Source organism: Halomonas sp. NyZ770 (assembly GCF_020616575.1).
GTDB lineage: Bacteria > Pseudomonadota > Gammaproteobacteria > Pseudomonadales > Halomonadaceae > Vreelandella > Vreelandella hamiltonii.
The window spans coordinates 130899-156544 of sequence record NZ_CP085143.1 but is presented as its reverse complement, the minus strand read 5'-3'; the positions used below and the strand labels follow the sequence as shown (position 1 = coordinate 156544).

At 59.5% G+C, this 25646-nt stretch carries 23 protein-coding genes; 1 reads left to right on the top strand and 22 read right to left on the bottom strand.

From position 1 onward, the window contains the following. Positions 1-36 precede the first annotated feature (36 nt). Positions 37-597 carry a hypothetical protein gene (locus LG409_RS00705; RefSeq protein WP_227407422.1) on the top strand — a complete coding sequence of 187 codons (561 nt, stop codon included), beginning with the start codon at positions 37-39 and terminating at the stop codon, positions 595-597. Here the strand turns inward: LG409_RS00705 and LG409_RS00700 are convergent. The 22 genes from LG409_RS00700 to flhD all read right to left on the bottom strand — a co-directional run bounded on the left by LG409_RS00700 (position 594) and on the right by flhD (position 25636). Then, positions 594-2603 carry a sensor domain-containing diguanylate cyclase gene (locus tag LG409_RS00700; RefSeq protein ID WP_039180776.1) on the bottom strand — a complete coding sequence of 670 codons (2010 nt, stop codon included), beginning with the start codon at positions 2601-2603 and terminating at the stop codon, positions 594-596. The genes LG409_RS00705 and LG409_RS00700 overlap by 4 nt on opposite strands. A 23-nt stretch (positions 2604-2626) precedes the next feature. Continuing rightward, positions 2627-3298, bottom strand: coding sequence for an OmpA/MotB family protein (locus tag LG409_RS00695; RefSeq protein WP_039180779.1), 672 nt, complete (start codon positions 3296-3298; stop codon positions 2627-2629). Positions 3299-3302: 4 nt separating this feature from the next. Next, positions 3303-4118, bottom strand: coding sequence for a motility protein A (locus LG409_RS00690; protein WP_039180782.1), 816 nt, complete (start codon positions 4116-4118; stop codon positions 3303-3305). Positions 4119-4157: 39 nt separating this feature from the next. Further along, entirely contained in the window at positions 4158-4862 is a 705-nt protein-coding gene (locus LG409_RS00685) for an RNA polymerase sigma factor FliA (RefSeq protein ID WP_227407421.1), read from the bottom strand. A gap of 26 nt (positions 4863-4888) precedes the next feature. Beyond that, positions 4889-5302: a flagellar protein FlhE gene (locus tag LG409_RS00680; RefSeq protein WP_227407420.1), complete on the bottom strand. Its 414-nt coding sequence runs from the start codon at positions 5300-5302 to the stop codon at positions 4889-4891. 81 nt (positions 5303-5383) lie between these two features. Further along, complete coding sequence (locus tag LG409_RS00675) at positions 5384-5983, bottom strand: hypothetical protein (RefSeq protein ID WP_227407419.1); 600 nt, start codon at positions 5981-5983, stop codon at positions 5384-5386. After that, positions 5980-8154, bottom strand: a complete 2175-nt coding sequence (gene flhF / locus LG409_RS00670; protein WP_227407418.1) for a flagellar biosynthesis protein FlhF — start codon at positions 8152-8154, stop codon at positions 5980-5982. The genes LG409_RS00675 and flhF overlap by 4 nt, the downstream gene beginning before the upstream one ends. A gap of 50 nt (positions 8155-8204) precedes the next feature. Further along, positions 8205-10289, bottom strand: coding sequence for a flagellar biosynthesis protein FlhA (gene flhA / locus LG409_RS00665; protein WP_189462952.1), 2085 nt, complete (start codon positions 10287-10289; stop codon positions 8205-8207). Continuing rightward, the gene (gene flhB / locus LG409_RS00660; RefSeq protein ID WP_227407417.1) at positions 10286-11452 is read right to left on the bottom strand and encodes a flagellar biosynthesis protein FlhB; all 1167 of its coding nucleotides are present in this window, start codon (positions 11450-11452) and stop codon (positions 10286-10288) included. Before flhB ends, flhA begins: the two co-directional genes overlap by 4 nt. A 132-nt stretch (positions 11453-11584) precedes the next feature. Continuing rightward, entirely contained in the window at positions 11585-12280 is a 696-nt protein-coding gene (cheZ, locus tag LG409_RS00655) for a protein phosphatase CheZ (RefSeq protein ID WP_039180795.1), read from the bottom strand. Positions 12281-12322: 42 nt separating this feature from the next. Then, positions 12323-12712: a chemotaxis response regulator CheY gene (cheY, locus tag LG409_RS00650; RefSeq protein ID WP_016915725.1), complete on the bottom strand. Its 390-nt coding sequence runs from the start codon at positions 12710-12712 to the stop codon at positions 12323-12325. 54 nt (positions 12713-12766) lie between these two features. Next, the gene (locus LG409_RS00645) at positions 12767-14449 is read right to left on the bottom strand and encodes a methyl-accepting chemotaxis protein (RefSeq protein ID WP_039180799.1); all 1683 of its coding nucleotides are present in this window, start codon (positions 14447-14449) and stop codon (positions 12767-12769) included. Between the two features lie 42 nt (positions 14450-14491). Further along, positions 14492-15553, bottom strand: a complete 1062-nt coding sequence (locus LG409_RS00640) for a protein-glutamate methylesterase/protein-glutamine glutaminase (protein ID WP_039180800.1) — start codon at positions 15551-15553, stop codon at positions 14492-14494. Positions 15554-15632: 79 nt separating this feature from the next. Beyond that, positions 15633-16505: a CheR family methyltransferase gene (locus tag LG409_RS00635; protein ID WP_039180803.1), complete on the bottom strand. Its 873-nt coding sequence runs from the start codon at positions 16503-16505 to the stop codon at positions 15633-15635. After that, positions 16502-18664: a methyl-accepting chemotaxis protein gene (locus tag LG409_RS00630; protein ID WP_227407416.1), complete on the bottom strand. Its 2163-nt coding sequence runs from the start codon at positions 18662-18664 to the stop codon at positions 16502-16504. Before LG409_RS00630 ends, LG409_RS00635 begins: the two co-directional genes overlap by 4 nt. Positions 18665-18722: 58 nt before the next feature. Beyond that, a complete protein-coding gene (locus tag LG409_RS00625) occupies positions 18723-19994 on the bottom strand; it encodes a methyl-accepting chemotaxis protein (protein ID WP_039180929.1) in 1272 nt (423 codons plus the stop codon). A 126-nt stretch (positions 19995-20120) separates the two neighbouring features. Beyond that, a complete protein-coding gene (cheW, locus tag LG409_RS00620; protein ID WP_039180809.1) occupies positions 20121-20621 on the bottom strand; it encodes a chemotaxis protein CheW in 501 nt (166 codons plus the stop codon). Beyond that, complete coding sequence (gene cheA / locus LG409_RS00615) at positions 20618-22717, bottom strand: chemotaxis protein CheA (RefSeq protein WP_227407415.1); 2100 nt, start codon at positions 22715-22717, stop codon at positions 20618-20620. The genes cheW and cheA overlap by 4 nt, the downstream gene beginning before the upstream one ends. A gap of 43 nt (positions 22718-22760) precedes the next feature. Then, entirely contained in the window at positions 22761-23693 is a 933-nt protein-coding gene (gene motB, locus LG409_RS00610) for a flagellar motor protein MotB (RefSeq protein ID WP_096921675.1), read from the bottom strand. Further along, the gene (motA, locus tag LG409_RS00605; RefSeq protein ID WP_096921676.1) at positions 23690-24559 is read right to left on the bottom strand and encodes a flagellar motor stator protein MotA; all 870 of its coding nucleotides are present in this window, start codon (positions 24557-24559) and stop codon (positions 23690-23692) included. Before motA ends, motB begins: the two co-directional genes overlap by 4 nt. A 223-nt stretch (positions 24560-24782) precedes the next feature. Beyond that, entirely contained in the window at positions 24783-25307 is a 525-nt protein-coding gene (flhC, locus tag LG409_RS00600) for a flagellar transcriptional regulator FlhC (protein WP_227407414.1), read from the bottom strand. Next, entirely contained in the window at positions 25304-25636 is a 333-nt protein-coding gene (gene flhD / locus LG409_RS00595; RefSeq protein WP_039180823.1) for a flagellar transcriptional regulator FlhD, read from the bottom strand. Before flhD ends, flhC begins: the two co-directional genes overlap by 4 nt. Positions 25637-25646 lie beyond the last annotated feature (10 nt).

The window sequence follows — 25646 nt, the reverse complement described above, 5'->3', positions numbered from 1 at the left end:
ACCTTGCCTTTTAGACCGAGGACGATGATACCGTTTATGCCCATCAACACCCGTACACTGCTGGCGGTACTGGGGGGGAGCCTGCTGGGCAACGCCCCGTTCGCCCTGGCAGCCACGTTCAACGTGGAGCATGCCGAACCTCACCAGCACTGGTCGTCCATGACGCTGGCACTGGGCGAAGAGCGCCATTTTCGCGCAGTGGAGACCCACAGCTACTCCGATGCCACCTTGAGCCTCAATACCAGCCAGGGGATATGCGACCTCCCCTGGCTGGAAATGCGCGTGACGCTGGAACAGCAGCAAGGCGAGAGCCGCGCCGTCAATCTGGTGCCCACACGGCTGCGCATCGATGACCAGCCCATCGTGGATACCATGGCCGAGTTCATCACCGAGCGCGGCGACGATGGCTTCTACGCACACTTTTACCTGAGCGATCTCGACACACTGATGGCCCAGATGCGCACCGGCGAGCAGCTGTTCCTGGGCTTCGACCAAAACGAGCAGGAGCCGTGGTACATGACCTTCAGCCTTGCCGGTGCAGACAGCGCCATCGCGCGCATGCAGCAGCTGTGCGAGGACAGCACGACAGAAGATTAACCGGTTCGCTGCTCGGCGATTTCCACACGATTGCGACCACCGCGCTTGGCTCGGTACATGGCCACATCGGCCCGCGACATCAGCGTCTTGCAGCTGTCGCCCGGCTGCCATATCGCCACGCCGATACTGACGGTGATGGGCTGGTCCAACCCGTTGACATGCAGCGTGGCCACCAGGCTGCGCAGCCGCTCAGCCAGGCCCATGGCCGCTTCCTCATCGGAGTGTGTCGCCAGCACCACGAACTCTTCGCCGCCCCAGCGGCCAAGATGGTCGCATCCCCGCAGCGACGTTTCCACCAGACGAGCCAGCGAGACCAGCACGTCATCCCCCACGCCATGCCCATAGGCGTCGTTGATCTGCTTGAAGTGATCCACGTCAAACAGCAGCAACGCGAATGCGGCGCCGTAGCGCTTGGCCGCGACTAACTCGGCATCGATGGCCTGCTCGATACGATAGCGATTCCAGACCTGAGTCAATGGGTCAAAGTGGGCCAACTGCTCGAGCCGCTGGTTGGCGGTGGCCAGTGCCTTGCGCTCTTGCTCGAGGTGCATGTTGAGCGTACTGATCTCATAGGCAGAAATAGCCAGCGTCAAATCTTCCCCCAGGTCGATGGCCGCCAGGCGTTCGACACGCTGCCATGCTTCGCTTTTGCCGACCACGTCTTCACTCCACGCAGCCGAGGGGGGCGTCGGCTGCGTGGATGAGGCCGCGGCAGCCGAGACAGGGCCCATGGCCCAATAGAGGGTTTCCACCTGCTCGGGCCGAAAGAACAACAGCCAGCCTCGCTGTGCTGGGCTGATGGAGAGCGGCACGGCCAGAATCCCGCACTGCTCTGACATGTCGAGTGACGCCGTCAGCGGCTCCACCGCTACCTCACGGGTACACCACGGCCCCCCATGGCGATGCCCCCTGTCGATACGCTTCACCAGTTGGCACACCACCGTGGAGAGCGGCACCACACCGGCAGAACACACGCTGCCATTGAGCCACAGGGCAACCCCCTGAGCACGGAACAGCGCACACCAGGACGCAGCCTGCTCGTGAAGAATCTGCTGGGGGCTTTTGGGTTCTTGCTGGGCAGAGACCGACAGCACCAGGCTATCCTGCACGCGCTGCAGGTAACGTGCCTCCTGGCGAGCACGCAGCAGCAACAACCGCTGCGTCGCCATTTGCACCAGTGTCCGCACCGCATCGCGCAAGGGCGGTGCCACGGGGTGGGCATGGGCCGAATGACAGAACAGCAGCCCCCACAGGCCAGCATCACTTTGCATGGCCACACTGAAGGCACTGTGTGCCCCCAGCCGCTGCAGATAGACGCGCCGCTCGGCAGCCGGCGCACGCAAGAAGCAGTTGCGCAGGTTGGCCGTGACGTCTGCGGGCACCAGGGGCTCGGTGTCGGCGGTGACGTCTTGAATCAAGCGCACCGGATGACGTTCGTAGGCATGCCGCAAGGCCAGTGGGAAATCGCTGGCCGGAAACCGTTGCCCGCGCAGCCCTGCCAAGCGCCCCGTACACTTTTCGGCCACGATGAGCCCATGCCAATCGCCGTCGAAATGGCACACCGAGACGCGCTCATGCCCGGTCAACTCCTGAACGGCACCGACCAGGTAGTCCAGCAGCTCCTCCTGGTGCGTGGCTTCGGCCAAGCGCACCAGGCGCTCATTGAGCGTTCCCAGCAGGCGCTGCTTGCCCATCGGGGGCAATGGCTCTATTTCGACGACGACGTGTCGGTCTGTTCGATAGGCCTGGAGTTGAAAGCGCGTATCGACGGTGGCTCGGCGAAAAGTGAGCGGGCCGGATAGGCGGGGCTGCCCTTGCAGTTCATGGCGCAGCCGCTGGCTGAGCCGCTTGCCCAGCAGAGACGTCAGCGTAGGGGGCGGCTGCTCGTTGGTGGGTAACCCCAGTAATGCCGCCAGGTTGCGGCTGACGGCCTGAACCTGCCGCACGTCGGTATCCAGTACCAAGACAGCGCCAAAGGACTGCAGTCGAGAATGATGCGTCGACACGAAGATAGCCTCGAGATAGTGCTTTACCCCTCGACCTGCTGTTTGAGCAGCAGTTCAACGCGTCGGTTGGCAGCTCGCCCTTCCGAGGTAGCGTTACTTTCCATGGGTTGGGTGTCGGCATAGCCAACCGCCCGCATACGAGAAATGGCGATACCCTGACGCTCCAACTGGCGCACCACGGCAATGGCACGACCCGTTGAAAGCTCCCAGTTGGAGGGGAAACGCGGGGTGGCAATGGGCAGATTATCCGTATGCCCTTCCACCGAGATTTGGCCTTCGAACGTTTGGAGTACCGATGTGAGCCCTTCTAACACAACTTGCCCCTGAGGCGTTAGCACATCATTGCCGCTGGGAAACAAAAGACTGTCGTCGATGCGCAGGGTGATGCCTTCACGGCCCTGCGAGACACTGACCCCCGGAATATCCAGCCCGGCCATCTGCGGCTGCACACCGTCGTGACGTGGGTGAATGCCGGTGGCCAGCGACGCCAACGGCATGGCCATGATGGCACTGGCCGGCCCCATGGCATCGCTCTCCCTCCCTTCCCCACCGCCAGGAGGCGTCAGCGCCAGCAAGAGCACGAACAGGGTAATCAGCAGCGTCAAGACGTCCAGGTAACTGGTCAGCCACCCTTCGTCGCTCTCGCCCGCTGCCGCTGGCAGTTCCAGCGCAAACCGTGCCTCGTGATTGAGCATGGCGCTACCCTTTCAGCGCCGAATCGACGCCTGGGCGCGGCTTGACGCTCGCATCACGGATTTCGTCGTGGTAGTTGGCCACGAATGAGTTCAACGTCTCTTCGATGAACGACGGCAAGCGACGCTTGGTAATGAGAGAAATGCCTTCCAGCACCATGTTCATGGTGATCAGGCGCTCTTCGGTCCGCCGCTCCAGTTTGACGGCAATGGGCTTGAAGACCAGATTGGCCAGCAGAATACCGTAAAACGTGGTGAGCAGCGCCACGGCCATACGTGGACCGATCACCTGCAGATCGCCCGCATCCATGACTTCCAGCATGTTGACCAGCCCCACCAGCGTGCCAATCATGCCAAAGGCCGGCGCATAGGTGGCCATGGTGCGGAAAATCTGCGCTTCGGCATGCTCACGCGCCTTCAGCCGTGCGATCCGCCAGCGCAGCATGTCGAAAATTTCATCTTCCTTGGTGTTGGCAATCACCAGTTGAATACCGGTGCGCAGAAACGGGTTGCGCGTATGCTCCAGCTCCCGCTCTACCGCTCGAACATCGCCCTTGAACCATAATCGCGACATGGCCACCAGCTCGCCGATATCATCGCGCACATAGGTGTTCTCGCGGCGGAATACCAGGCCTACCAGGCGCACTACCCGCAGTACCTCCTTCAAGGGGTAGCTGATGAACGTCGCCGCCAGGGTACCGGTAATGACGATGGCCAGACCAGGCAAGTTGATAAAGCTTTCTGGCGACTCTGCGGTAAAGAACAGCACGCTTATCAACAACAGCATGCTGGCAAATATGCCGATCAACGTAGAGGGGTTCATCAACGGCTCCTTGCCGGTTAACGTGAGAGGATAAGAAGGTCAATCGTGGTCGCTCAAGCGGGCACGAAGGCGGCTGACGGCCTGGCTATGCAGTTGCGATACCCGCGATTCGGTGACGCCCAGTACCGCCCCCACCTCTTTGAGGTTCATCTCTTCCTGGTAATACAGGGCCATCAGCAGTTTTTCACGCTCGGGCAACGCCTCGATCGCTTCGATCAGAGTGTGCCGCTGCTGCTCGTCAAGCAGTTGTTCGAAAGGGCGATTGGCGCTGCCTTCGTCCCCGGCTGGCTCACCGCCATCGGCCACCAGTTCCTCGAAGGGCAGTAGCTGCCCGCTATTGGTGTCGTTGAGCAGCTGTTGATAGTCGCTCAGCGGCATCTCCAGCTCACGGGCAATTTCCACCTCTTCAGGGGGCCTGCCCAGCGACTGCTCCAAACGGCGTACGGTTTCATCGACTGCGCGGGCAGAGCGGCGCACGCTGCGCGGCAGCCAGTCCCGAGTGCGCAGTTCATCCATCATGGCGCCCCGAATGCGTTGGCTGGCGAACGTGGCAAACGTCGCGCCCTGTGCGGCATCAAAGCGTCCTAGCGCCTCCAGCAAGCCCACCATGCCCGCTTGAATCAAATCATCCAGCTCGATACTGGCGGGCAACCTGACCTGCAGTGTCAAGGCCTGACGTCTCACCAGTGGCATGTATTGAGTTAACAGCTCACTCTGCTTGATCCTGCCTTGTGCTGTATACATCCTATTGCCTCACGGCTAAACGATCTTTACTGATAATTCACGATGACCTGCAGCCCCTGTACGCGCACGGGCCGTTGCCCCGGTGACAGCGCAAAGCGCAAATGAAGCGGCGCGTTGGCTTCCAGACCTGCCAGTGCCATGGTGCTGCCACGCATGCCACTCAGGGGCACGCATTGTGCAGGATGGCACAGCCAGGCGTTGACAGGCGCATGGGCAGGCGCCTCGAAACGCCATTGCACCCTCGCCAATGTCGCGTCGCCCAGCGGTATGCCCGCCGGAGGCCTGATGGCCTGGCTGCTGCTCGCCCGATCGCTCATGGCCACCATCACCGCGGGCATTTGACTGCTCCAGCTACCTGTCGCCGCCCGCGCCGATTCACCCACAACCAGCGATAACACCAGCACCCACGCGGCGCTGGAGAGAAACACGCTCCATGTCACTGTTGACCACTTTGCGGTGTTGATCAATGTTCGTAGCAACATCGTCTGTAGAGGCATTGCCGGTCCCTTGTCATGGGGTCATCAACGAGCCAGTAGCAACAGCTCTATTTGCAAATAGTGCGCAGCGGCATCACGCAGGTTGTCCAGCAAGCCCTGACGCGGGAGGTGCGGCTCGTGCAGGGCCAGCAGGCGGCGCGGCCCCCCTTGCTCACGCATCTGGCGTAGGGCACGGTACATGCTCGCGAAGGCCTCGGCGTCACTGCTCACCCATAGCGCCCAGTGAGGGTGATGCGCCAAGGCAGCCATCGACCCTGCCTCTGGGCTTGCCACCTTGACGTCCCACTCCTGAGGATCGCCCGCCCACTGGCGCCCCAGCGATGCCCACTGCGCCAAGCGACCTTTGACCTTGTCGACGTGCACGGCACCCGCTGAGCTCAACCCCACAATGACCAGTGTGCGTGTCGGGCGGGGGGCCGCTATGCTCGCTGCCGCACTTGCGACCTCCTTGGGAGCGGTTTCCGAAGCGTCCGTGCCAACGTTCGTTTGCGCCACTTCCTTGTCCGAAGTGGAAGTATCGACACTCGGCGCGTCGGCCGCAGGCTCGTCGGGTTGCTCGCCTCGCTGCTGGCGCTGCAAATCTGCCCATTTTCTCAGCCCGGCAGCCTGGTCCTGGCCATTCATAGCACATCCTCGAGGCTGACACTGCCCAGTTGCCGAATGGCATCTCGGGCCATCAACACATGCAGCAGCGCGTCCAGCAGGGCCGTATCCCGGCGCTTGCGCTGGCTACCCAACAGCCGCACCAGATCCGTTCTCAGCGCCTGGCCTGGTTCATCATCGGCCAGGTCGAGGTGGCCTGCCACGGCCGCTGCACCGCTGGCCATCAACAGGCGCAGCTCACGACTCACTTCGCCACCGTCGCTTTCCTTGAGCTGTTGCCACGCTCGCTTGGTCAGTGCGGCCAGCCCATCGCTTTCGAGCTGAGTGACCAGCAGTGACAGTACATCGCTACCCAACCGGGCGGGTGTCAACCAATAGCGACGCGCGACGCGCTTGTCACTTTCAGTGTCACGGATGTCGCCCACCCAGGCCAGCAGAGCGTGGCCCGAGGCGGCCTGCACTTCGACATAGGCATTCCACAACTGCATGCGCTGGCCGCGAAAACGCACCGTGACGCTGTGGGTCAGCGTACTCTCTTGAAACAGATTCTTCAGGGCGTAGCGCTCGCCCTGATAGTCTACTCGCTGGCTGGCATGCACCGCGCTGACCCAGGTCAAACGTTGGTCGTGCAGCCAGGTGAGCACGTCGGGTTCTGGCAGAGCGGGCAGCAGGTGAACTGCCATATCTTCTCCACACTCTTCCAGACGCGGCTGCCAGCCGGCAGGCTGACGGTGCTGAAGCCGCGTCAGGGCCAACCAACGGCCCTGCGCATCCAGCCGAACATCCGGCATCGTCCAGTCACAGCCACGCCCTTGGCGGCGTGGCGACCAGGCCAGCCCCATGGCGCGGCTATTGGCATCTGCCCCGGACAACAGCTCATCCACCCGCTGATCCTGAATGACCCCAGGCAGTGCGCCGATATCCCAGGCGGCTTCCAGCAGGTAAAAGTCATCCACCCGTTTGCGCAGTCGAGCCAGCACCGATGAGAGCCTGCGCCCTTGCCCCAGCACATCCCGCGACCAGCGTGGCAAGCTGAGCGGCGCCGAGGGTTCGGCCTGGTGCACGGCGCGGGGCTGTGCGGCCAACGCCTGAGCGATCAGCGCCTGAGGGTCGGCCACGGACATGTCTTCCGGCACCTGCTGGCCATGGGAGCCAAACAGCACACGCATGCCATGGCGCATGACGATATCCAACGCCGGGGCCAAGCGCCCCGCTTCATCCTGCTTGGTGATGATGCAGTCGTCCAGCGTCGCCCCAGCCGCCCTGGCTGCCTGGCGATAGCGCAACACGACCTCCTCCAGCGTTTCGGGCTGGCTAGCGGCATTCAACATCAGCACCAGACGCACGGTGGATTGCCCCCCCTGAAGGTGTGCAATCTGCTCGATCACCCGCTGATCGCGCTGGCTCATGCCGACGGTATCGATGATCACCCACTGCTTGCCCTGAAGCCGTCCCAGCAGCTCGTCAATGGGTTGCTCGACATCCAGCGCATACATGGGGGTATCCAGCAGTCGCGCATAGATCCGCAGCTGCTCGTGGGCACCAATTCGGAAGCTGTCGGTAGTCACCAACGCCACCGGGCGTGTGCCATGGCGCATCACAAAACGCGCCGCCAGCTTGGCCGTGGTGGTCGTCTTGCCGACCCCGGTAGGGCCTACCAGAGCCACGATGCCGGTCTGGTCGAAAAACGCCTCTTCCTGACGCAGTACACTCAACCGCGCCATGAGCTGTTCGCGTAGCCAAGTCATCAAGCGGTCGCTGGAGGCCGGTAACGATGCCAGCTCATCGGGCAAGGCCTCGACCACTTCCTGGCTCAGCTCATGGCTGAAACCAACGCGCAGCATCACCTGCTGCAAGTGCTCTGACGCGCTGGCCGCCCCTGGCGCGGGGTCGGGCTGTCGTCGCGACAGCAGCTCGCGCATTTCTTGCATTTCACGCAGCAGACGCTCGCTCATGGCTTCCAGCGGATCTGGCTGTTTGGGCAATGAAAACACCGGCACAGCGGGCTTTTCCTGGGTGGCCGGACTGGGAGCAGGATCGAACTGATCGACCGCATCGTCCGCCATGGCGAGAATCTCGACCCCGCCTTCGGTGCGCCGGTTGGCCACGATCAGGGCATCATCGCCAAGTACTTCTCGCACCTGGCGCATGACATCGCGGCTGTTGGCTCCGACAAAACGCCTAACGCTCATGCATCACCTGTTACCTATGTACGAAAGACGGATAGCCATCACGAGTGACATCAACGCCCGCCCACCAGCGTGGCGACTCGCAGCGTGCGATCATCGGGAATTTCTGCCTGCGACATGACCACCAGGTGGCGCATGCGACGGCGCAGAAAACGCGAGAGCACGGCACGCAGCGAGTGCTGCACCACCAGCACCGGGGCTTCACCACTGCCTTCATGACGCTCCAACGCTTGCTGCGCCTGATTCATGAGCGTATCCGCGAGTCCGGGCTCCATGGCGCCGTTGCCATTCATGGCCTGCAGCAGCACTTGCTCTAGTTGCGCATCCAGGCCCATGACATTCAGCGTCTCTTGCCCAGCGAACCACTGCTGGGTAATCGCGCGCCCCAGCGCAATCCGTACCAGCGCCGTCAGCTCGTTGGGATCCTTTTGCTGGCCTGCATGTTCGGCCAGGGTATCCAGCACGCTGCGCATATCACGAATCGACACATCCTCATCCAGCAGGTTCTGCAAGATACGCTGAAGCACCGTCAACGAGATGGATTTGGGCACCACTTCTTCGACCAGTGACTTTTGATCGTCGCCCAGCTTGTCGAGCAGTTTCTGCACTTCCTGGCGCCCCAGCATCTCGGGGGAGTGGCGGTGCAGCAGGTGGTTGAGGTGGGTTGCGATGACCGTGCTGGCATCCACGACCGTATAACCATACACCTGTGCGTGTTCACGTTGATTGGCGTCGATCCAGACCGCTGGCAAGCCAAAGGCCGGGTCCTGCGTCGGCGTGCCCTGTAGCTCGCCCGATACCTGGCCTGGGTCAATGGCCAACCACTTGCCTGGCTGTGCCTCGGCACGCCCGATCTCGGCGCCTTTCATGGAAAGCACATAGGTATTCGGCGGTAGCTCCAGGTTGTCGCGGATATGCACCACGGGCGGCAGAAAGCCCACTTCCTGGGCGAATTTCTTGCGCACGCTCTTGATGCGCCCCAGCAGCTCGCCTTTCTGGCGCGAGTCCACCAGGGGAATCAAGCGGTGCCCAACCTCGAGTCCCAGCGTATCGACGAGCTGGACATCCTCCCAGCTCGCCTCAGGGGTCTCCTGCAGCATGGGTGGCGGGGCAGCGGTCAGCTCTTGATTGACCAGCGTCTGGTTCTTGCGGCGAATCAGGTACCAGGCCAGACCGGCCAACAGGCTGGTGAACAGCAGAAATACAAAGTTGGGCATGCCTGGCACAAGGCCCAATAGCCCCATCACCATGGCCGCCAGAATCATGACTTGTGGGTTCACGAACAGCTGGCTGATCATCTGCTGACCAACGTCCTGTTCGGTATTCACCCGAGACACGGTCACGCCCGCCGCCGTGGAGATCACCAACGCAGGAATCTGGGCGACCAGACCGTCGCCAATGGTCAACAGCGTGTAGGTGCGCGCCGCATCGGCAAAGCCCATGTCGTGCTGCATCATGCCAATCAGCAGACCACCGATGATGTTGACCACCATGATGACCAGACCGGCCACTGCATCGCCACGCACGAACTTGCTGGCACCATCCATGGAGCCGTAAAAATCGGCTTCCTGTGCCACTTCCGCGCGACGTTTCTTGGCCTCGTCTTCGCCAATCAGGCCTGCGTTCAAGTCCGCATCGATGGCCATCTGCTTGCCCGGCATGGCGTCGAGCACAAAGCGCGCCCCCACTTCGGCAATACGGCCCGCACCTTTGGTGATGACCATGAAGTTGATGATCACGAGAATCAGGAAGACCACCAGGCCAACGGCAAAATTGCCCCCCACCAGGAAGGTGCCAAACGCTTCGATGACCTTGCCTGCCGAATCGCCCCCCTGGTGCCCTTCCATCAACACTACGCGCGTAGAGGCAACGTTGAGCGAAAGGCGCAGCAGCGTGGTGAACAGCAGCACGGCAGGAAACGCGGCAAAATCCAGCGGTCGCTCGGCAAACATGCTGACCAGCAGCACCATGATGGCCAAGGCAATATTGAAGGTGAAGAGCAGATCGAGCGCGAACGGTGGCAAGGGCAGGATCATCATGCCCAGGATCATCAGGATCAGCAGCGGTCCGGCCAGCAGTTTCATGCTGACATCGTTGGACCAGTTACGCTGATTGAGTAGCTGACTCAAACTTTTCATGGCTGCGCCTCATTGCCATCGGCACGACGGCCGGGCGTATCCATTTCCGGTGGGACCGGCAGATTATCGGGGGTGGGGGGCACCTCGCCTCCTTGTTGTGCTACGTGCTTGAGACGGTAGGCCCAGGCCATGACTTCGGCCACTGCGGTATACAGTTCGGCCGGCACTTCCGCCTCCAGATCCACATGATGATACAGGGCACGCGCCAGCGGCGCTGCTTCCAATCGCGGCACACCAGCCTCGGCGCCGATCTCACGGATTTTGGCAGCCACGGCATCGGCACCCTTGGCCACTAGCCTGGGCGCGCCCATTTTCCCTTCCTGATACCTCAAGGCCACGGCGTAGTGGGTCGGGTTGGTGATGATCACGTCCGCTTCGGGCACTTTGCTCATCATGCGCCCACGTGCCATGGCCTGCTGCTGTTGACGAATGCGCCCTTTGACGTGGGGGTCGCCTTCCGAGTCCTTGTGCTCTCGCTTGACCTCTTCCTTGGTCATCCTGAGCTGCTTGGCGTTGTTCCATAGCTGGAAGGGGACATCGATCAGGATGACCACGATCAGGGAAAGCACGATCAGGCCGGCCGCCAGGGCCGCCATATTGAGTGCCGTGGCCAGGGCTTGCTGAACCGGCTGATCCATCAGCCCCAGATATCTGTCAATATTAAAATATAAAAAGCTGAACGCAACGCTGCCCACCAGGATGGACTTGGCGATCGCCTTGGCAAGCTCGCTCAACGACTGCATCGAAAACAGGCGCTTGATGCCTTTGACAGGATTCAGCTTGGAGAATTTTGGTTGCAGTGATTTGGATGAAATCAACCAGCCTCCCAGCAGCGCGGGTGCCATCAACGCAATCACCGTCAACAGCAGAAAGAGGGGAAGCATCGCGAAGAGCGTCCGCTGGCCCAGGTCCAGCGCGTTGACCAGCATGGGGGTGGTTTCCATGGCCTGACGACGCTCGAACAGAAACGCCTGTTCCATCACGGTACCCAACTGATCATAGAGCATCTGCCCCATGCTCCAGAGACCAATCACCCCTCCCAACAACATCATGAAAGTCGTCAGCTCTCGAGACCGCGGCACCTGCCCTTCTTCACGGGCCTTGTCCCGTCGTCGGGGCGTCGCCTCTTCGGTCTTTTCCTGATCGCTGTCGTTATCTGCCATGCGGTCATCCGGCTGACGAGGGGACGATGAATCAAACTACGCCATACTATGCACTCAGCCGCCCCAAAGGACGGCTGAGCAGGTAGCTATTGTGCCAGATGCGACCACTTACAATGTGTCAATAACCCAGCATTAAAAGCCTAATTCATCCAATAAGTCGTCTACCTGATCCTGGCCGGTCACGATGTCAGGCGCGTTTTCTTTTACCTGAGGACCGTTCAGCAGATCTTCATTGCGCCGCGCATTCTCGTTTTTCCACTGATCGTTCGCCTTGCGCTGCATGGTTTCACGGGCTTCGGCACCCGGGACGTTGTCGATCAGCACCTGCACCAGCTGATGCTCGATCTCACGGATCACGTCCATCATCTTCTTGATGACCTGCCCCGTCAGATCCTGGAAGTCCTGTGCCATCATGATATCCAGCAGCTCTTTATTGGTCGCTGCGGTGATCTCGGGCACATCACTCAGGTAAGTTCGCGTCTCTTTGACCAACGACTTGGCATCATCCAGCTCCTTGGGTGCCTCGAACCACTCGGCCCAACGCTTGTCCAGGGCTTCGGCACGCTCGGAGAGCTGATCTTGCAACGGCTGAGCACGATCAATGGCGTTCAGCGCCTTGTCTGCCGCCTGCTCGGTCATGGTGGCCACGTAGTGCAGACGGTCACGAGCGTCAGGAATCGCCTCCGCAGCCTTCTCGATCTCCTTGTCCAACCCCAGTTCGCGCATGTTGTCGCGCAGCATGCGGGTGAGCTTGCCAATTCGAACAATCAGGTCTTCAGCAGCCTCTTCAGAGAGTTGGGCAGAACCGCCCTGCTCATTCTGACTCATTATGTTGTCTCCTCGTTGACCGAGCACCAAAGCCCGGCTGCGTCATTTACCCATCTTCTCGAAGATTTTATTCAGCTTCTCTTCCAGAGTGGCCGCAGTAAACGGCTTGACGACGTAACCATTGGCACCCGCTTGAGCGGCAGCGATGATGTTCTCTTTTTTGGCTTCGGCCGTCACCATCAGTACCGGCAGGTCTTTCAACGCTTCATCCTGACGGATCTCTTTGAGCATCTCCAGGCCATCGAGGTTGGGCATGTTCCAGTCGGACACCACGAACTCGAAATTGCCTGCACGCAGCTTGTTGAGCGCGTCCTGGCCATCTTCGGCTTCATCGACGTTGGTAAAGCCCAGCTCTTTCAGCAGGCTACGTACGATACGACGCATCGTGGGGAAATCGTCTACCACCAGGAAGCTCATGTTCTTATCGGCCATTGGTCATCCTCTCACATCACAATATTTACAGGGGGACTGCTGATTCAGTCAGGGTTAAAACTCTTCCCACTCATCGTGGTGCTGTTGAGCAGCAACACGACGAGCTGGCGGGTTGGCGGCTGCCTTGGGCAGCGCCGACGTTGCCACGGACGCTGGCGCGTGAGTGCGCTCAGCCCGCGCATTGAGCACCTGAAAGACCGCAACGGCCTCTTCAAGGCGATTGGCCTGCTCTTCCAGCGAGGCTGCCGCTGCAGACGCCTGCTGAACGAGCGCGGCATTTTGTTGAGTCACTTGGTCCATCTGGCCAACGGCCTGGCTGACCTGCTCGATGCCATCACTCTGCTCTTGCGAGGCCGCCGATATCTCATCCATGATATCCGTGACACGCCGCACTGCCGTGACCACTTCCGTCATGGTCTGCCCTGCCTGCTCGACCAGCGAGGAGCCTTGCTGAATCTGGCTGACCGAGGCCTCGATGAGGGACTTGATCTCCTTCGCGGCGTCCGCACTGCGGCTGGCCAGGTTGCGTACTTCGCCAGCCACCACCGCGAAACCACGCCCCTGCTCGCCCGCCCGCGCTGCTTCCACGGAAGCGTTCAACGCCAATATGTTGGTCTGGAAAGCAATCGAGTCGATCACACTGGTAATATCAGCCACTTTTTGCGAGCTGGTCGAAATACCGTGCATGGTTTGTACCACTTGTTCGACGACTTGCCCTCCCTGCTCGGCGGTAGTGGATGCATCTGCTGCCAACGTGCTTGCCTGGCGAGCATTGTCGGCATTCTGCTTCACGGTGGCCGTCATCTGTTCCATGCTGGCCGCAGTTTGCTCGATGGAGGCGGCCTGCTGCTCGGTGCGGGAGGACAGGTCTGCGTTGCCGCTGGCAATTTCTCGAGTGCCGTGATGGATTGCCTGACTGCCCTCGCGCACCCTCGACACGGTGGCACTCAAGTTCTGCTGCATGGTGGCCATGGCAGCGAACAGTCGACCTATCTCGTTCTTGCCCGCCTGGGGGAGCGGCTGGGTCAAATCGGCTTCGGCAATGCGCCCAAGGCGCGCAGCGGCATCGCCCAGCGGCCTGATCACCGTACGACGCAGGCCGAGGTAGATGGCCAGTGTGACCAGCAGCGCGAGTCCAACGGCCGCGATACTGATCGTGGTAAAGAGATTACCTTGCGCCTGAGCGTCTTCACGTACGGTGCCCACGCGGCCAAAAGCATATTCGGTAAACGCCGTGGTATTGGCAGCCAATTCGCCCAAGGGCTCGATCAACTCGCCGCGCAGGCGGTTGAAGGTATTGATGTCCATGGTGTCGAAGCTGGCATGCTGCTCCTTGACCAACGCCAATACCCGCATGAAGCTTTCATCCACTGCGCCCCCTAGCAACTCACCCTCTGGCGTGCGCGGTGTGGCCATGAAGTTCGTATAACGACGCTCGGCACGCTCCAGACGATTGGCAGCGATATCCACCTGCTCATTGGATTGACGGGTCTGCCCCACCATCAGCAGGTTCGAAGCCGTTTCCAGCGCCAGCATGGCCTGGTTGAGCAGCGAGTCAGCGCGATTCAGCTCATTGAGCTGCTGATTGCCGATGCGGTCCAACGTGGCCAGGTTGCTCTGCGCATTGCGATCCGACGCAATGCTCAGACCGGCGATCAGCAGAATCAACGCCACAAAGCAGACCAACGCAAAAATAACGGCAAGATGAATACTAAGATTGCGCAACAAACGTGTCATTGTTATGAATTCCCTTGGCTCGTGTGTCTTGTCTCTGGGGCCCTAGACGCGCTGAGCGCGTCCTGAGGCGGCCACCAGCGCCATCATTTTCGATGGAATCTCGTCCAGCGGCAGCACTTCCACTGCGCCGCCCACGGCAATAGCCTCCCGAGGCATGCCGAACACCACACAGGTCTCTTCGTTCTGGGCAATGGTCGGGGCCCCTGCCTGACGCATTTCCAGAAGCCCGGCAGCTCCGTCCTTGCCCATGCCGGTCAGGATCACACCGACCGCGTTTTTCCCTGCATGCTTGGCTGCGGAGTGGAACAAGACATCGACCGACGGGCGATGACGGTTCACCGGCGGGCCATCATTGAGCCGCGCCACATAGTTGGCGCCGCTGCGTACCAACTCCAGATGCTGGTCACCAGGGGCGATATAGGCATGGCCTGGCAGCACGCGCTCACCATCGGTGGCTTCCTTGACAGTGATGCGACACAGCCTGTCCAACCGCTCGGCAAACGAGCGGGTGAAACCGCCGGGCATGTGCTGAGTGATCAGAATCGCAGGCGCGTTGGCTGGCAACGGCTCCAGCACGGCGCGAATCGCTTCGGTGCCCCCCGTCGACGCGCCAATGATGATCAGTTTTTCACTGGAGATCATCGGCGCCTTGAGCTGGCTGGGAGGGGGGGTGTTCTTGTTACGCGCCTGGCGCGGACGAGAGCGTGCCGCCGCGCGCAATTTTTCAGCGATTTCGTTGGCGTACTCCATCATGCCACTACGAATGCCCAGGCTCGGCTTGGCCACGAAGTCCAACGCGCCCAGCTCCAGTGCCCGCAAGGTGATCTCGGAACCGCTTTGCGTCAATGAGGAAACCATCAGCACCGGCATGGGGCGCAAACGCATCAGCCGCTCGAGAAAATCCAGGCCGTCCATGCGCGGCATCTCGACATCCAGCGTCAAGACATCCGGATTGTGCTGTTTGATAAGGTCACGGGCCGCAATGGGGTCGGGGGCCACCGCGACCACTTCCATATCAGGCTGCGAGTTGATGATTTCGGTCAACAGGTCACGAATCAGCGCCGAGTCATCGACGCACAACACTCTGATCTTGGCTGCGCTCAAAGCACGCCTCCTTTAACAGTCGCCATTTCGGCATTACTCCTGTGGGCCGTGGCCTCATCAGCAGCGTCACACACAACGATCATCGATTGGCAAGGGTGTAGACGGTTTGTCCACGAAGCTTGAAAGCATCACTGATGTAAGAGAAGTTTTCCGAGTGTCCAGCAAAGAGCAGGCCATCAGGCTTCATCAGTGGTGCAAACCGCTTGAGTATTTTCGCTTGTGTATCTTTATCGAAATAAATCATGATATTACGACAAAAAATGGCATCAAAGGGACCTTTGACAGGCCACTGTGGCGCCAGCAGGTTGAGCGGCATGAACTCTACCAGCGCAGACACTTCTGGCCGTACCCGCGCCAGCCCGATGTGGTTACCCGTGCCTTTCTGGAAAAATCGCTTCACGCGTGCTTCATCCAGCTTGCGTACCTGCTCCTGGGGATAAATACCGCGGCGCGCTTTGGCCAAGGCATCGGTGTCGATATCGGTGGCAATCACTTTGGCCTGTGACGCGCGGGCTCCCAGACTCTCCAGCAGCGTCATCGCAATCGAGTAGGGTTCTTCCCCCGTCGATGCTGCTGAGCACCAGATAGTGACAGGCTCCTGCTTGTGCTTGATATGCTCTGCCAGCAGCGGAAAGTGGTGCGACTCTCGGAAAAAAGCCGTGAGGTTGGTGGTCAGCGCATTGGTGAACGCCTCCCACTCCTTGGCATCGGGTTGCCGCTCCAGCCGCGAAAGGTAGTCGGTAAAACGCGTCATGCCATGGTGCCGCAGCCGCTTGGCCAAGCGGCTATACACCATTTCGCGCTTGTGCTCTGCCAGCACGATTCCAGCACGCTGATAAATCAGTTCACGGATGCGTGTGAAATCCGCATCGGTGAGCACCAGATCACGTTCAATCTGTCCGCTGGTTGCCCACTGTCCAGCGTCGACTCCCCGTTCGCGTTGGTCTGTCAAAATGTTTCCCACTCCTCTACAGAAGCCATTGGCCGTTTCTTGACCGGCACAGGCGGTGTGGCGCTGCGAGGTTGCGCAGTCACCTTCGGCAGCGCGGCTGCCTGCGGCTGCTCACGTTGCGGCGGCACCTGACGATGGCCTGACAAGCGAAAGGCCTCGACCGATAACGCAAGAAGCTCGGCCTGCTGCTCCAGGGCCAGCGCTGCTTGTGCCGTTTCCTGAACACGCAGAGCGTTCTGCTGTGTCGCTTGATCCATTTCGGCCACCGCCTGATTGACCTCGGCGATACCGCTGCTCTGTTCTTGGGAGGCTGCCGAAATGTCGTGCATGATTTGCGTGACGCTCCGGGCAGCCTCAGCCACTTCGCTGATCGCGACTTCGGCCCTTTCAACCAGGCCCGCCCCTTCGCCCACTTGCTGACTCGAGTCATCAATCAGGCCGCGAATTTCCTGAGCCGCATCGGAACTACGTCCCGCCAGCTTGCGTACCTCTTCGGCCACGACGGCAAACCCACGCCCATGCTCTCCCGCTCGTGCGGCTTCGACTGACGCGTTGAGGGCCAGAATGTTGGTCTGGAAGGCAATGGAGTCAATGACGTTGATGATGTCGGTCATCTTCTGCGAACTTTGCGTGATTCGCTGCATGTTATCGACCAACTGCGTCATCAACTCACCCGTTTGTGACACCCTTGTTGCATTATTATCGGCCAGACGCCGTGCTTCTTGAGCGTTATCACTGTTTTGACGAACGGTAGTGGTCATTTCCTCCATGCTGGACGCCGTCTGTTGCAGCGATGCCGCCTGCTGCTCCGTGCGTGATGAAAGCGCCTCGTTACCGCTGGCAATATCCTTGGCCGCTGGCGTGACGACATCGATGCCTGTCTTGACCTCGCCAATGATGCTGCTCAAGCTTTTACGCATGGTGTCGAGGGCATCCATGAGCTGGCCTATTTCATCACGCCGTCTGGGCGGTACTCTGGCGGCAAGATTGCCGCCGGCAATCTGCAGGGTAAACCGCGAGGCTTGCTTCAGCGGTCGTGTAATGGAGCGCAGCGTCAGCAGGCTGATCACGATCAACAGCGCCAAGCCGGTGGCTAGCACACCGACCTGAGCGCTCAGCATGACGGTTTGTCCCCGCTCGGCCTCGGAGGCCATCACTTCCGCGGTTGCCTGCTTTTGGGCAATCAGTTCATTGACCAGGGAAGAGAGCGCCCGGCCATCCTCGTTCATGACACGGATCACGGCGTCCAGGCCGGTAAATGCCTGGTAGGTCTCCTCCGCTTGGAGCACACCCACTGCCTGGCGCATGCCATTATCCAGAAAGGCCTGCAGCTGTTCATCGAACTGGCTGGCCAGTGGCGTGGCATTCACCTCACGGCTGTAATAGGCCTGCCACACATCCGCCACCTGGGCAGCACTGGCGGCCACGGTATCCCCCATGTCGAAACGCTGAGTGATGAGCTGCATACGCTCGGGTTCGATCATCGACTGGCGCGTCTGAGCGATGGTCTGATCGATCTGTTGCAGCCGAATGACGTCACGCAGGCCGTCGTTGTTCAGGCCCTCCAGGCGCTCACCCGCCACATTCAAACCGTATAGCCCCAATCCACCGCTGGCGACCAGCAGGAGAGCCGCAATGCACACCATTCCTATCAGCTTGGCGCGAATGGTATCCAGACGCATACGTCTGACTCTGGCAACGAGCCCACGCTGGCGAACACGCCCTTTATCCAGATACAGGCGCTTGTTGCGCCCTTCACGAATATCGCTGTAGTGCTGCTCCGCTTGCTGAATGGCTTCGCGCGTCGCCTGCACACGCACGGAGGTATAACCCACCACCTGATCGTTTTCCACGATCGGCGTGACGCTGGCATCGACCCAATAATGGTCGCCACTCTTGCAGCGGTTCTTGACCAGCCCCCGCCAAGTATCGCCACGTTTCAGCGTACTCCACAGATTCTCGAAGGCGGCCGCGGGCATGTCGGGGTGGCGAATCAGGTTGTGAGGAGCACCTATCAACTCATCATGGCGATAGCCACTGATCTCGATAAAAGCCGGATTGGCGTAGGTGATACACCCCTTGAGATCCGTACGAGAAACGAGAAAGTCATCTTGGTTCAGAGCGACTTCGCGCTGGGTAATGGGCTGGTTGTTACGCATCTTGCTGCCTTATTGTTAATTTTATGCGCTTGGCGCTGGTTCAGGGCGTTATCGGTATTTAAAACGTTTCCCACTCTTCTTCTGACGCTTTTTTGGTCAGCGTTGGCGGCGGGGTAGCAGGCCGTTTCATCGGTGGGGAATGCGTAGGGGCGGAAGGGACGGCTACCGCCCCTCCTGCCACACGAAAGCGCTCCACCGCTTCACGCAGACGGGCTGCCTCGCTTTCCAATTCGTTGGCACTGCGGGCGGCTTGCTGCACCAGCTGAGCATTTTGCTGAACGACTTGATCCATCTGGGCAACCGCCTGGTTCACTTGCCCGATGCCGTTGCTTTGCTCTTCGGAAGCCGCCGCAATGTCATCCATGATGTCACTGACCCGCTGTACGGCAGTGACCAGGTCTTGCATGGTCTGCCCAGCCTGGTTGACGCGCTGGGTACCCGCATCCACCTTGCCCAGGGACGTATCGATCAGCGTGCGGATCTCTTTGGCTGCGTTGGCACTGCGGCTGGCCAGGCTACGCACCTCCTGAGCCACGACGGCAAACCCCTTGCCGTGTTCACCCGCACGGGCCGCCTCTACCGACGCATTCAACGCAAGAATATTGGTCTGGAAAGCAATGTTATCGATAACGGTAATGATATCCGCCACTTGGTGAGAGCTGGCACTGATATCCTGCATGGTCTCGACGATTTGCCCTACTTCTTCACCGCTGCGCCGAGCGGTCAGGGTCGCGTCGCCCGCCAACTGGCTCGCCTGGCGAGCGTTGTCGGCATTATGGCTGACGGTAGAGGCGAGCTGTTCCATGCTGGAGGCGGTCTCTTCGAGCGAAGAAGCCTGCTGTTCCGTGCGCGACGAGAGGTCGTTATTGCCGTTGGCAATGTGCTGGGAGCGTTCGAAGATCGTGGTTCCACTGCGCCGAACGATCCCCACCGTATCCGAAAGCGCAGCCTGCATGTGCGCCATGGCACTGTAGAGCTTGCCAATTTCACTTTTGCCGGGCGAGCTGATCTGCTGGTTCAGATCACCCTGAGCCATGCGTTCGAAATAACCCACTAACCGATCCAGCGGGCGCAACACGTTGACCGTGACGCCCCATACCACGATCACGACAGTGACGATGGTCATCAGCACGATAGCGATCAGCGCCCAACGGATGCGCTCGGCAAAAGCAGTGAATGCCTGCTGCTGGGCTTGAGCATCTGCCGTGGCCTGCACCAGCGTGGCGCCATGATGAAGCGCGTAAAGGCCGATACCACAGGCAATCACTACCAGGAGTGAAAAGGTGGCCAGCACCAGCCCCCAACTAAGACGCACCGTCATGTTACTCATCAGTTGACGCACTAGCTGTGTCACACGCATTACTCCAAACGCAACCGTACTGACTAGCGCTGTCCTTAGCACCAAGGCGGATTAAGTGGACCAGAATGGGCACGTTCCTTGTGCCCATGGCAGGTATCAGTGATGACTCGTGCTGTCCACCAGCGCCATCTCTTCACTGGTCAACAGCTTATCGATATCGACCAGCACCAACATCCGGTCATCCAGGCTGCCCAGGCCGCTCAGGAAGTCGGAGGAGAGCGTGACACCGAACTCAGGTGCGGGTTTGATCTGATCAGGCACGAGCGTCATCACATCGGAAACACCGTCTACCACAATACCAACAATACGATCGGCAACATTGACCACGATCACGACTGTTTGACCACCGTACTCGACATTCTCGAGGTGGAACTTGATGCGCAGGTCCACGATCGGCACGATCACCCCACGCAGATTCGTGACACCCTTGATGAAATCAGGCGCATTCGCGATGCGGGTGACGTTTTCATAACCACGAATCTCCTGAACCTTCAGGATATCGATGGCGTACTCTTCATCCCCGAGGGAAAACACCAGGAATTCGCGGTTTTCTGCTTCGGCAGCGGCTAACACTGCTTCGTTGGATGAATGACTCATGACGGCTCAGCCTCTTTGTAATAAGAGAGATGGGGTTGATTAGCGATTTTCCCTGCTTCTTTTTTCACCCGGCTCAAACGGTGCAAGCCGGTAATATCGAGAATCAGCGCAACGCTACCGTCCCCCAGGATGGTAGCGGCCGATACGCCCGGCACTTTGCGATAATTGTCTTCAAGATTCTTGACGACGACCTGCTGCTGACCGATCAGTTCGTCTACCAGCATGGCATAGCGACGCCCCTCCCCTTGCACGATGACCGCAATGCTTTGGGTGGGGTCGGTAATGGCATTTTCGACATCCAGTACTTCATGAATGGCGATGACAGGCAGGTACTCGTCGCGCACCTTGAGTACCACGTCATCTCCCGCCATGGCGTACATATCCCCTTTGGCAGGCTGTAGCGACTCCAGCACGGTAGACAACGGCAGGATGAACGTCTCGTTGCCCACTTTGATGGACATGCCATCCAGGATGGCGAGCGTCAGCGGCAACACGATGCGGGTATTGGTACCCTCGCCTTTTTTCGACTGGATTTCGACACGCCCGCCCATCCCCTGGATGTTACGCTTCACCACGTCCATGCCAACGCCACGCCCAGAGACATCGGTCACTTCCTTGGCAGTGGAGAAGCCGGGGGCGAAGATGAGCTGAAACACCTCTTCATCGGACATCGTGTCGGACACGTTGAGGCCATTTTCACGCGCCTTGGCCAACAGCCGATCACGGTCCATGCCGGCCCCGTCATCACGGACTTCGATCAGAATATTGCCGCCCTGGTGGCGTGCCGAGAGCACCAGCTTGCCCACACGCGGCTTGCCCAGGGACTCACGCACTTCCGGCATTTCCACGCCATGATCCAGACTGTTGCGTACCAGGTGTGTCAGCGGGTCGGTGATGCGTTCTACCAGGCTCTTGTCCAGCTCGGTGGACTTGCCTTCGGTGATAAGCTCAATCTCTTTGCCCAGCTTGCTGGCCGTATCACGCACAACCCTTGGGAAGCGGCTGAATACGAACTCCATGGGAATCATGCGGATCGACATGACGGCTTCCTGGAGGTCACGGGCATTACGCTGCAGCAGGCTCATGCCATTTTGCAGGGAGCTGTTGCTGACCGATTGGCCTTCGAGGTCGCTCACCGTCTGATCGAGCATCGATTGAGTGATGATCAGCTCGCCCACGAGGTTGATGATCTGATCCACCTTGTCGACCGACACGCGGATCGACGAGGTTTCGGCAGCTGCCTTTTTGGGCGCCTGATCGGCAGGTTTCTTGGTCGCTGCCTTGGCAGCCGCTGGCTTGGCGGGCGCAGGCGCCTTGGTGACGGTAGCGCTGTCCTGCTGAGCGGGCTCGGCCACAGGTGCTGGCGGTTCACCGGCAGCCGCAGGAGCACTGGCAGCCAATGCCGTGATGTCGATCTGATCCGACTCGATGATAAAGCACATCACGGCCTCGATGTCGTCGGCGCTGACGCCTCCCGACAGGATGACTTCGTAGCGCTTCTCATCACCCGACTGTGACTCGACATCGCCCAACTGCTCCAACTCTTCTACCAGCAGCAGTCGATCTTTTTCGCTCACATTGAGCAGCGCCACCTTGAGACGGTGCTCCCCTTCCTGACCGCTTTCTGGCTCACTGGCTGAAGACGCGCTGGCCGCTTTGACAGGCGCTTCTTCTACCTTGGGTGCGGCTGGCGCATCCAGAGACTTGCCAATCTCTTCCAAAGCGATCTGCTGGAGCGTCTCGCATATCCGCTCGTAGGCTTCCTGATTCGGCTCTTCCTCATTGCGGTAGGCATTGAGTTGCTCATGCATGATGTCTTTGGCCTCCAGGAAGGTATCGACGAGGTCAGCGCGCAGTGCTAGCTCTCCCTTGCGCGCATGATCCAGCAGGTTTTCGAAGATATGCGTGGTTTTTTGCAACACGCTGAAGCCAAAGGTCCCCGCCCCACCTTTGATGGAGTGGGCCGCGCGGAAAATAGCGTTTAGCTGTTCGCTATCCGGATTATCGACATCCAGTTCCAACAAGTGCTGCTCCATATCCGCCAGCAGCTCCTCGGCCTCTTCAAAGAAGGTGTCAAAAAAATCCGCTATGTCCATGCACCGCTCCACTTGAACGTCATCATTATGTGGCAAGCCAGGCTCATTGGTTGTCGCTGGCTTGCGGTATGTTTTGTGGCAAAAGGTCTTCTTCGGGCACGCTCTCTGCCGGCTCTGCTGGCTGCGGTGAGCTGGGCGTCAAAATTCCCGGGTTCCGTATGGCTTCGGCGATTTCTGGCAGCAAAACCACGAGCTCGATTCGTCGATTGATGGGATCCGTCGGCGTCGTGTCCGAGAGTAGTACACGGTCGGCGAAGCCCGATACTCGCAGTAGCTGATCAGGGTCAAGTCCGCCCGCCACCAGCTCACGACGCGATGCATTGGCTCGATCGTTGGAGAGTTCCCAGTTGCTGTAACCGCGGTACCCACCTGCATACGGGACGCTGTCCGTATGACCGCTGATGCTCAGGTCATTCGGCAGGTCATTCAGTAGCGGAGCCATGGTGCGCAGCAGGCTGCGCATGTAAGGCGCTACCTGATCGCTGCCCAGCTCGAACATGGGCCGCTGCTCGGTATCCAGAAGCTGAATCCGCAGTCCTTCACGCGTCAGATCGAAGCGCATCTGGTTACGCAGCTCACGCAGCTCGGGATCACGCTCGATGGCCCGCTCGATGCGCTCCTGCAAATCTTCGAAAAAGCGCCGCTCCTGAGCACTCGGCCGCGTGTGCTGCAAAACATCAATCCGTGCACGTTCGCCGTCGCTGTGCGTAGGGTCAGGGCCACCGCCAGGGATGACACGGGTACTGCCGGAACGATCGCCGCCAGTAATTGCCGTGACCAGCGGCGTGCTGAAGTAATCGGCCACTCCTCTGCGGGTCTCTTCACTGGAAACGCTGAGAATCCACATGACGAGGAACAGCGCCATCAATGCCGTCATGAAATCTGCCAGCGCGATCTTCCATGCCCCCCCATGGTGGGCATGAACCACCTTTTTGCGCCGAATGACGATCGGGCGCTTATCCCCCCCCTTACTCATGCATTACCGCCCTTTTTGGCATCGCGTACGTACTCCTCCAGTTCAGAGAAGCTCGGGCGCTCGGCACTGTGCAGCGCCTTGCGTCCAAACTCGACCGCCAACTGCGGGGCATAGCCGTGCAAGCTGGCCAGCAGCGTCACGCGAATGCACTGAAGCATCTTTTCGGCTTCCTTGGCTTGGCGGTCGGCATAGCTGGCAATCGGGCTGATGAAGCCATAGCCCATCAAAATACCAAGGAAGGTGCCGACCAGTGCATGGGCAATCATCTCACCCATCTGTTCTGGGCTAGCATCGGCGTAGGTGAGTGCTTTAATTACCCCCATGACCGCTGCCACGATGCCGAAGGCGGGCATGGCATCCCCCACTTTGGCAATCGCGTCGATAGGAATGTGAGCCTCTTGCTCGAAAACCTCTATTTCGTGGAGCATCAGCTCGTCGATTTCCATGGGCTCCATACCACCGCTGACCATCAAGCGCAGGTAATCCGTCAGGAAGTCCATGATATGAGGATCGGCGAGAACGTTAGGATGCTCTTGAAATAGCGGGCTCTCCTTGGGATTGTCTATATCGCGCTCGATCCCGAGCATGCCCTCTCGGCGAACCTTGGAAAGAATCTTGTACTGCAAGGCCATGAGATCCATGTACAGCGCCTTGTTGTACTTCTTGGCTCGCTTTAGCCGGGGCAGGATCTTGAACGTGGCCTTGATCGCCTTGCCATTGTTGGCAGCCAGGAAAGCCCCAACGCCAGCGCCACCGATGATCAGCAGCTCCAGGGGCTGATAGAGCGGCCCCAGGCTACCACCAGCCATCACATAGCCGCCAAAGACGCAGAACAAGACGACGACATAACCTAGGAGAATCAGCACAAGCAGTTTCCTTGCGATATGAGTGGTTTATCAACAGCGCCGTACGCAATGCCTTACCGACAGTCGCAAACGGCTCCATCTAAGGTGAAGCTTATATCTATAATACTCAGGTGACAGCACGATTTAATGAGAAAGCATCAACGACTTTTGCCGCTATCTATGCGTTAAAGCGCAGTTTATTGCTTTTATGGTCTGCCGCCAGAGGTTTGACAATTTTATACGTTCAACGCGCGGGCTTACGCGTCTTGCCTGCCCGAGAGGGGGGCTGACAGATACCGCAGACATAATCATGAACCGGGCTATGGGCATGTGCCACGAAGTGGCCCTCACAGCGCGTACACGTGGTCAGCTGCAGCAGATCGCTTTCAAAAAAGCGCACCAAGGTCCACGCCCTCGTCAGCCCCAGCACCGACTCTGCCCCCTCTAGCGAAACCTGCTCCTCGTACAGCCGATACGCTTTGACGAAAGCGTCGATACGCTCACACTCCGCCCCCTCGAGCAAGCCGAGATAAATGTTGTAAAACAGTGACGAATGCACGTTAGGCAGCCAAGTCACGAACCAGTCGGCCGAAAAAGGCAGCATGCCTTTAGGCGGAGACATTCCGCGCACTTCTTTGTAGAGCTTGATCAGTCGGGTGCGACTCAACTCCGTTTCCGTCTCCAATACCTGCAGACGCGCACCCAGCTCGATCAGCTCAATGGCCAATTGCACCTGATGCATTTCATCCACAAGGCTCTTTTGACTCACTTCGACTCTCCTGACGACAGCGAGGAAAGAGGCTCACAGGCAGATAACAGCGACGCATGCAGCCCTGACAAGCCTTGATCTCGTGGATTGTCCAGAATCTGGCGCAGGCGCTGACCACTGGAGTGACTGAAACGACAGACCAGCTGGTTGCTACGCGCGAGCTTGGTGAGTTGCCAAGCATTCAGTGAGACCAACAGATCTGCCAGCTCACCGTCAATTTTGAGACGAAACATGGCAGCCTCCCGATCTTCGCTCAACAGACGCTGAGCAAGCAGAAGGTAAGCGAGGTTTATCTCTTGTATTTCATCAAGAAAGCTTGTTTGACTCATAGTGTCCCAT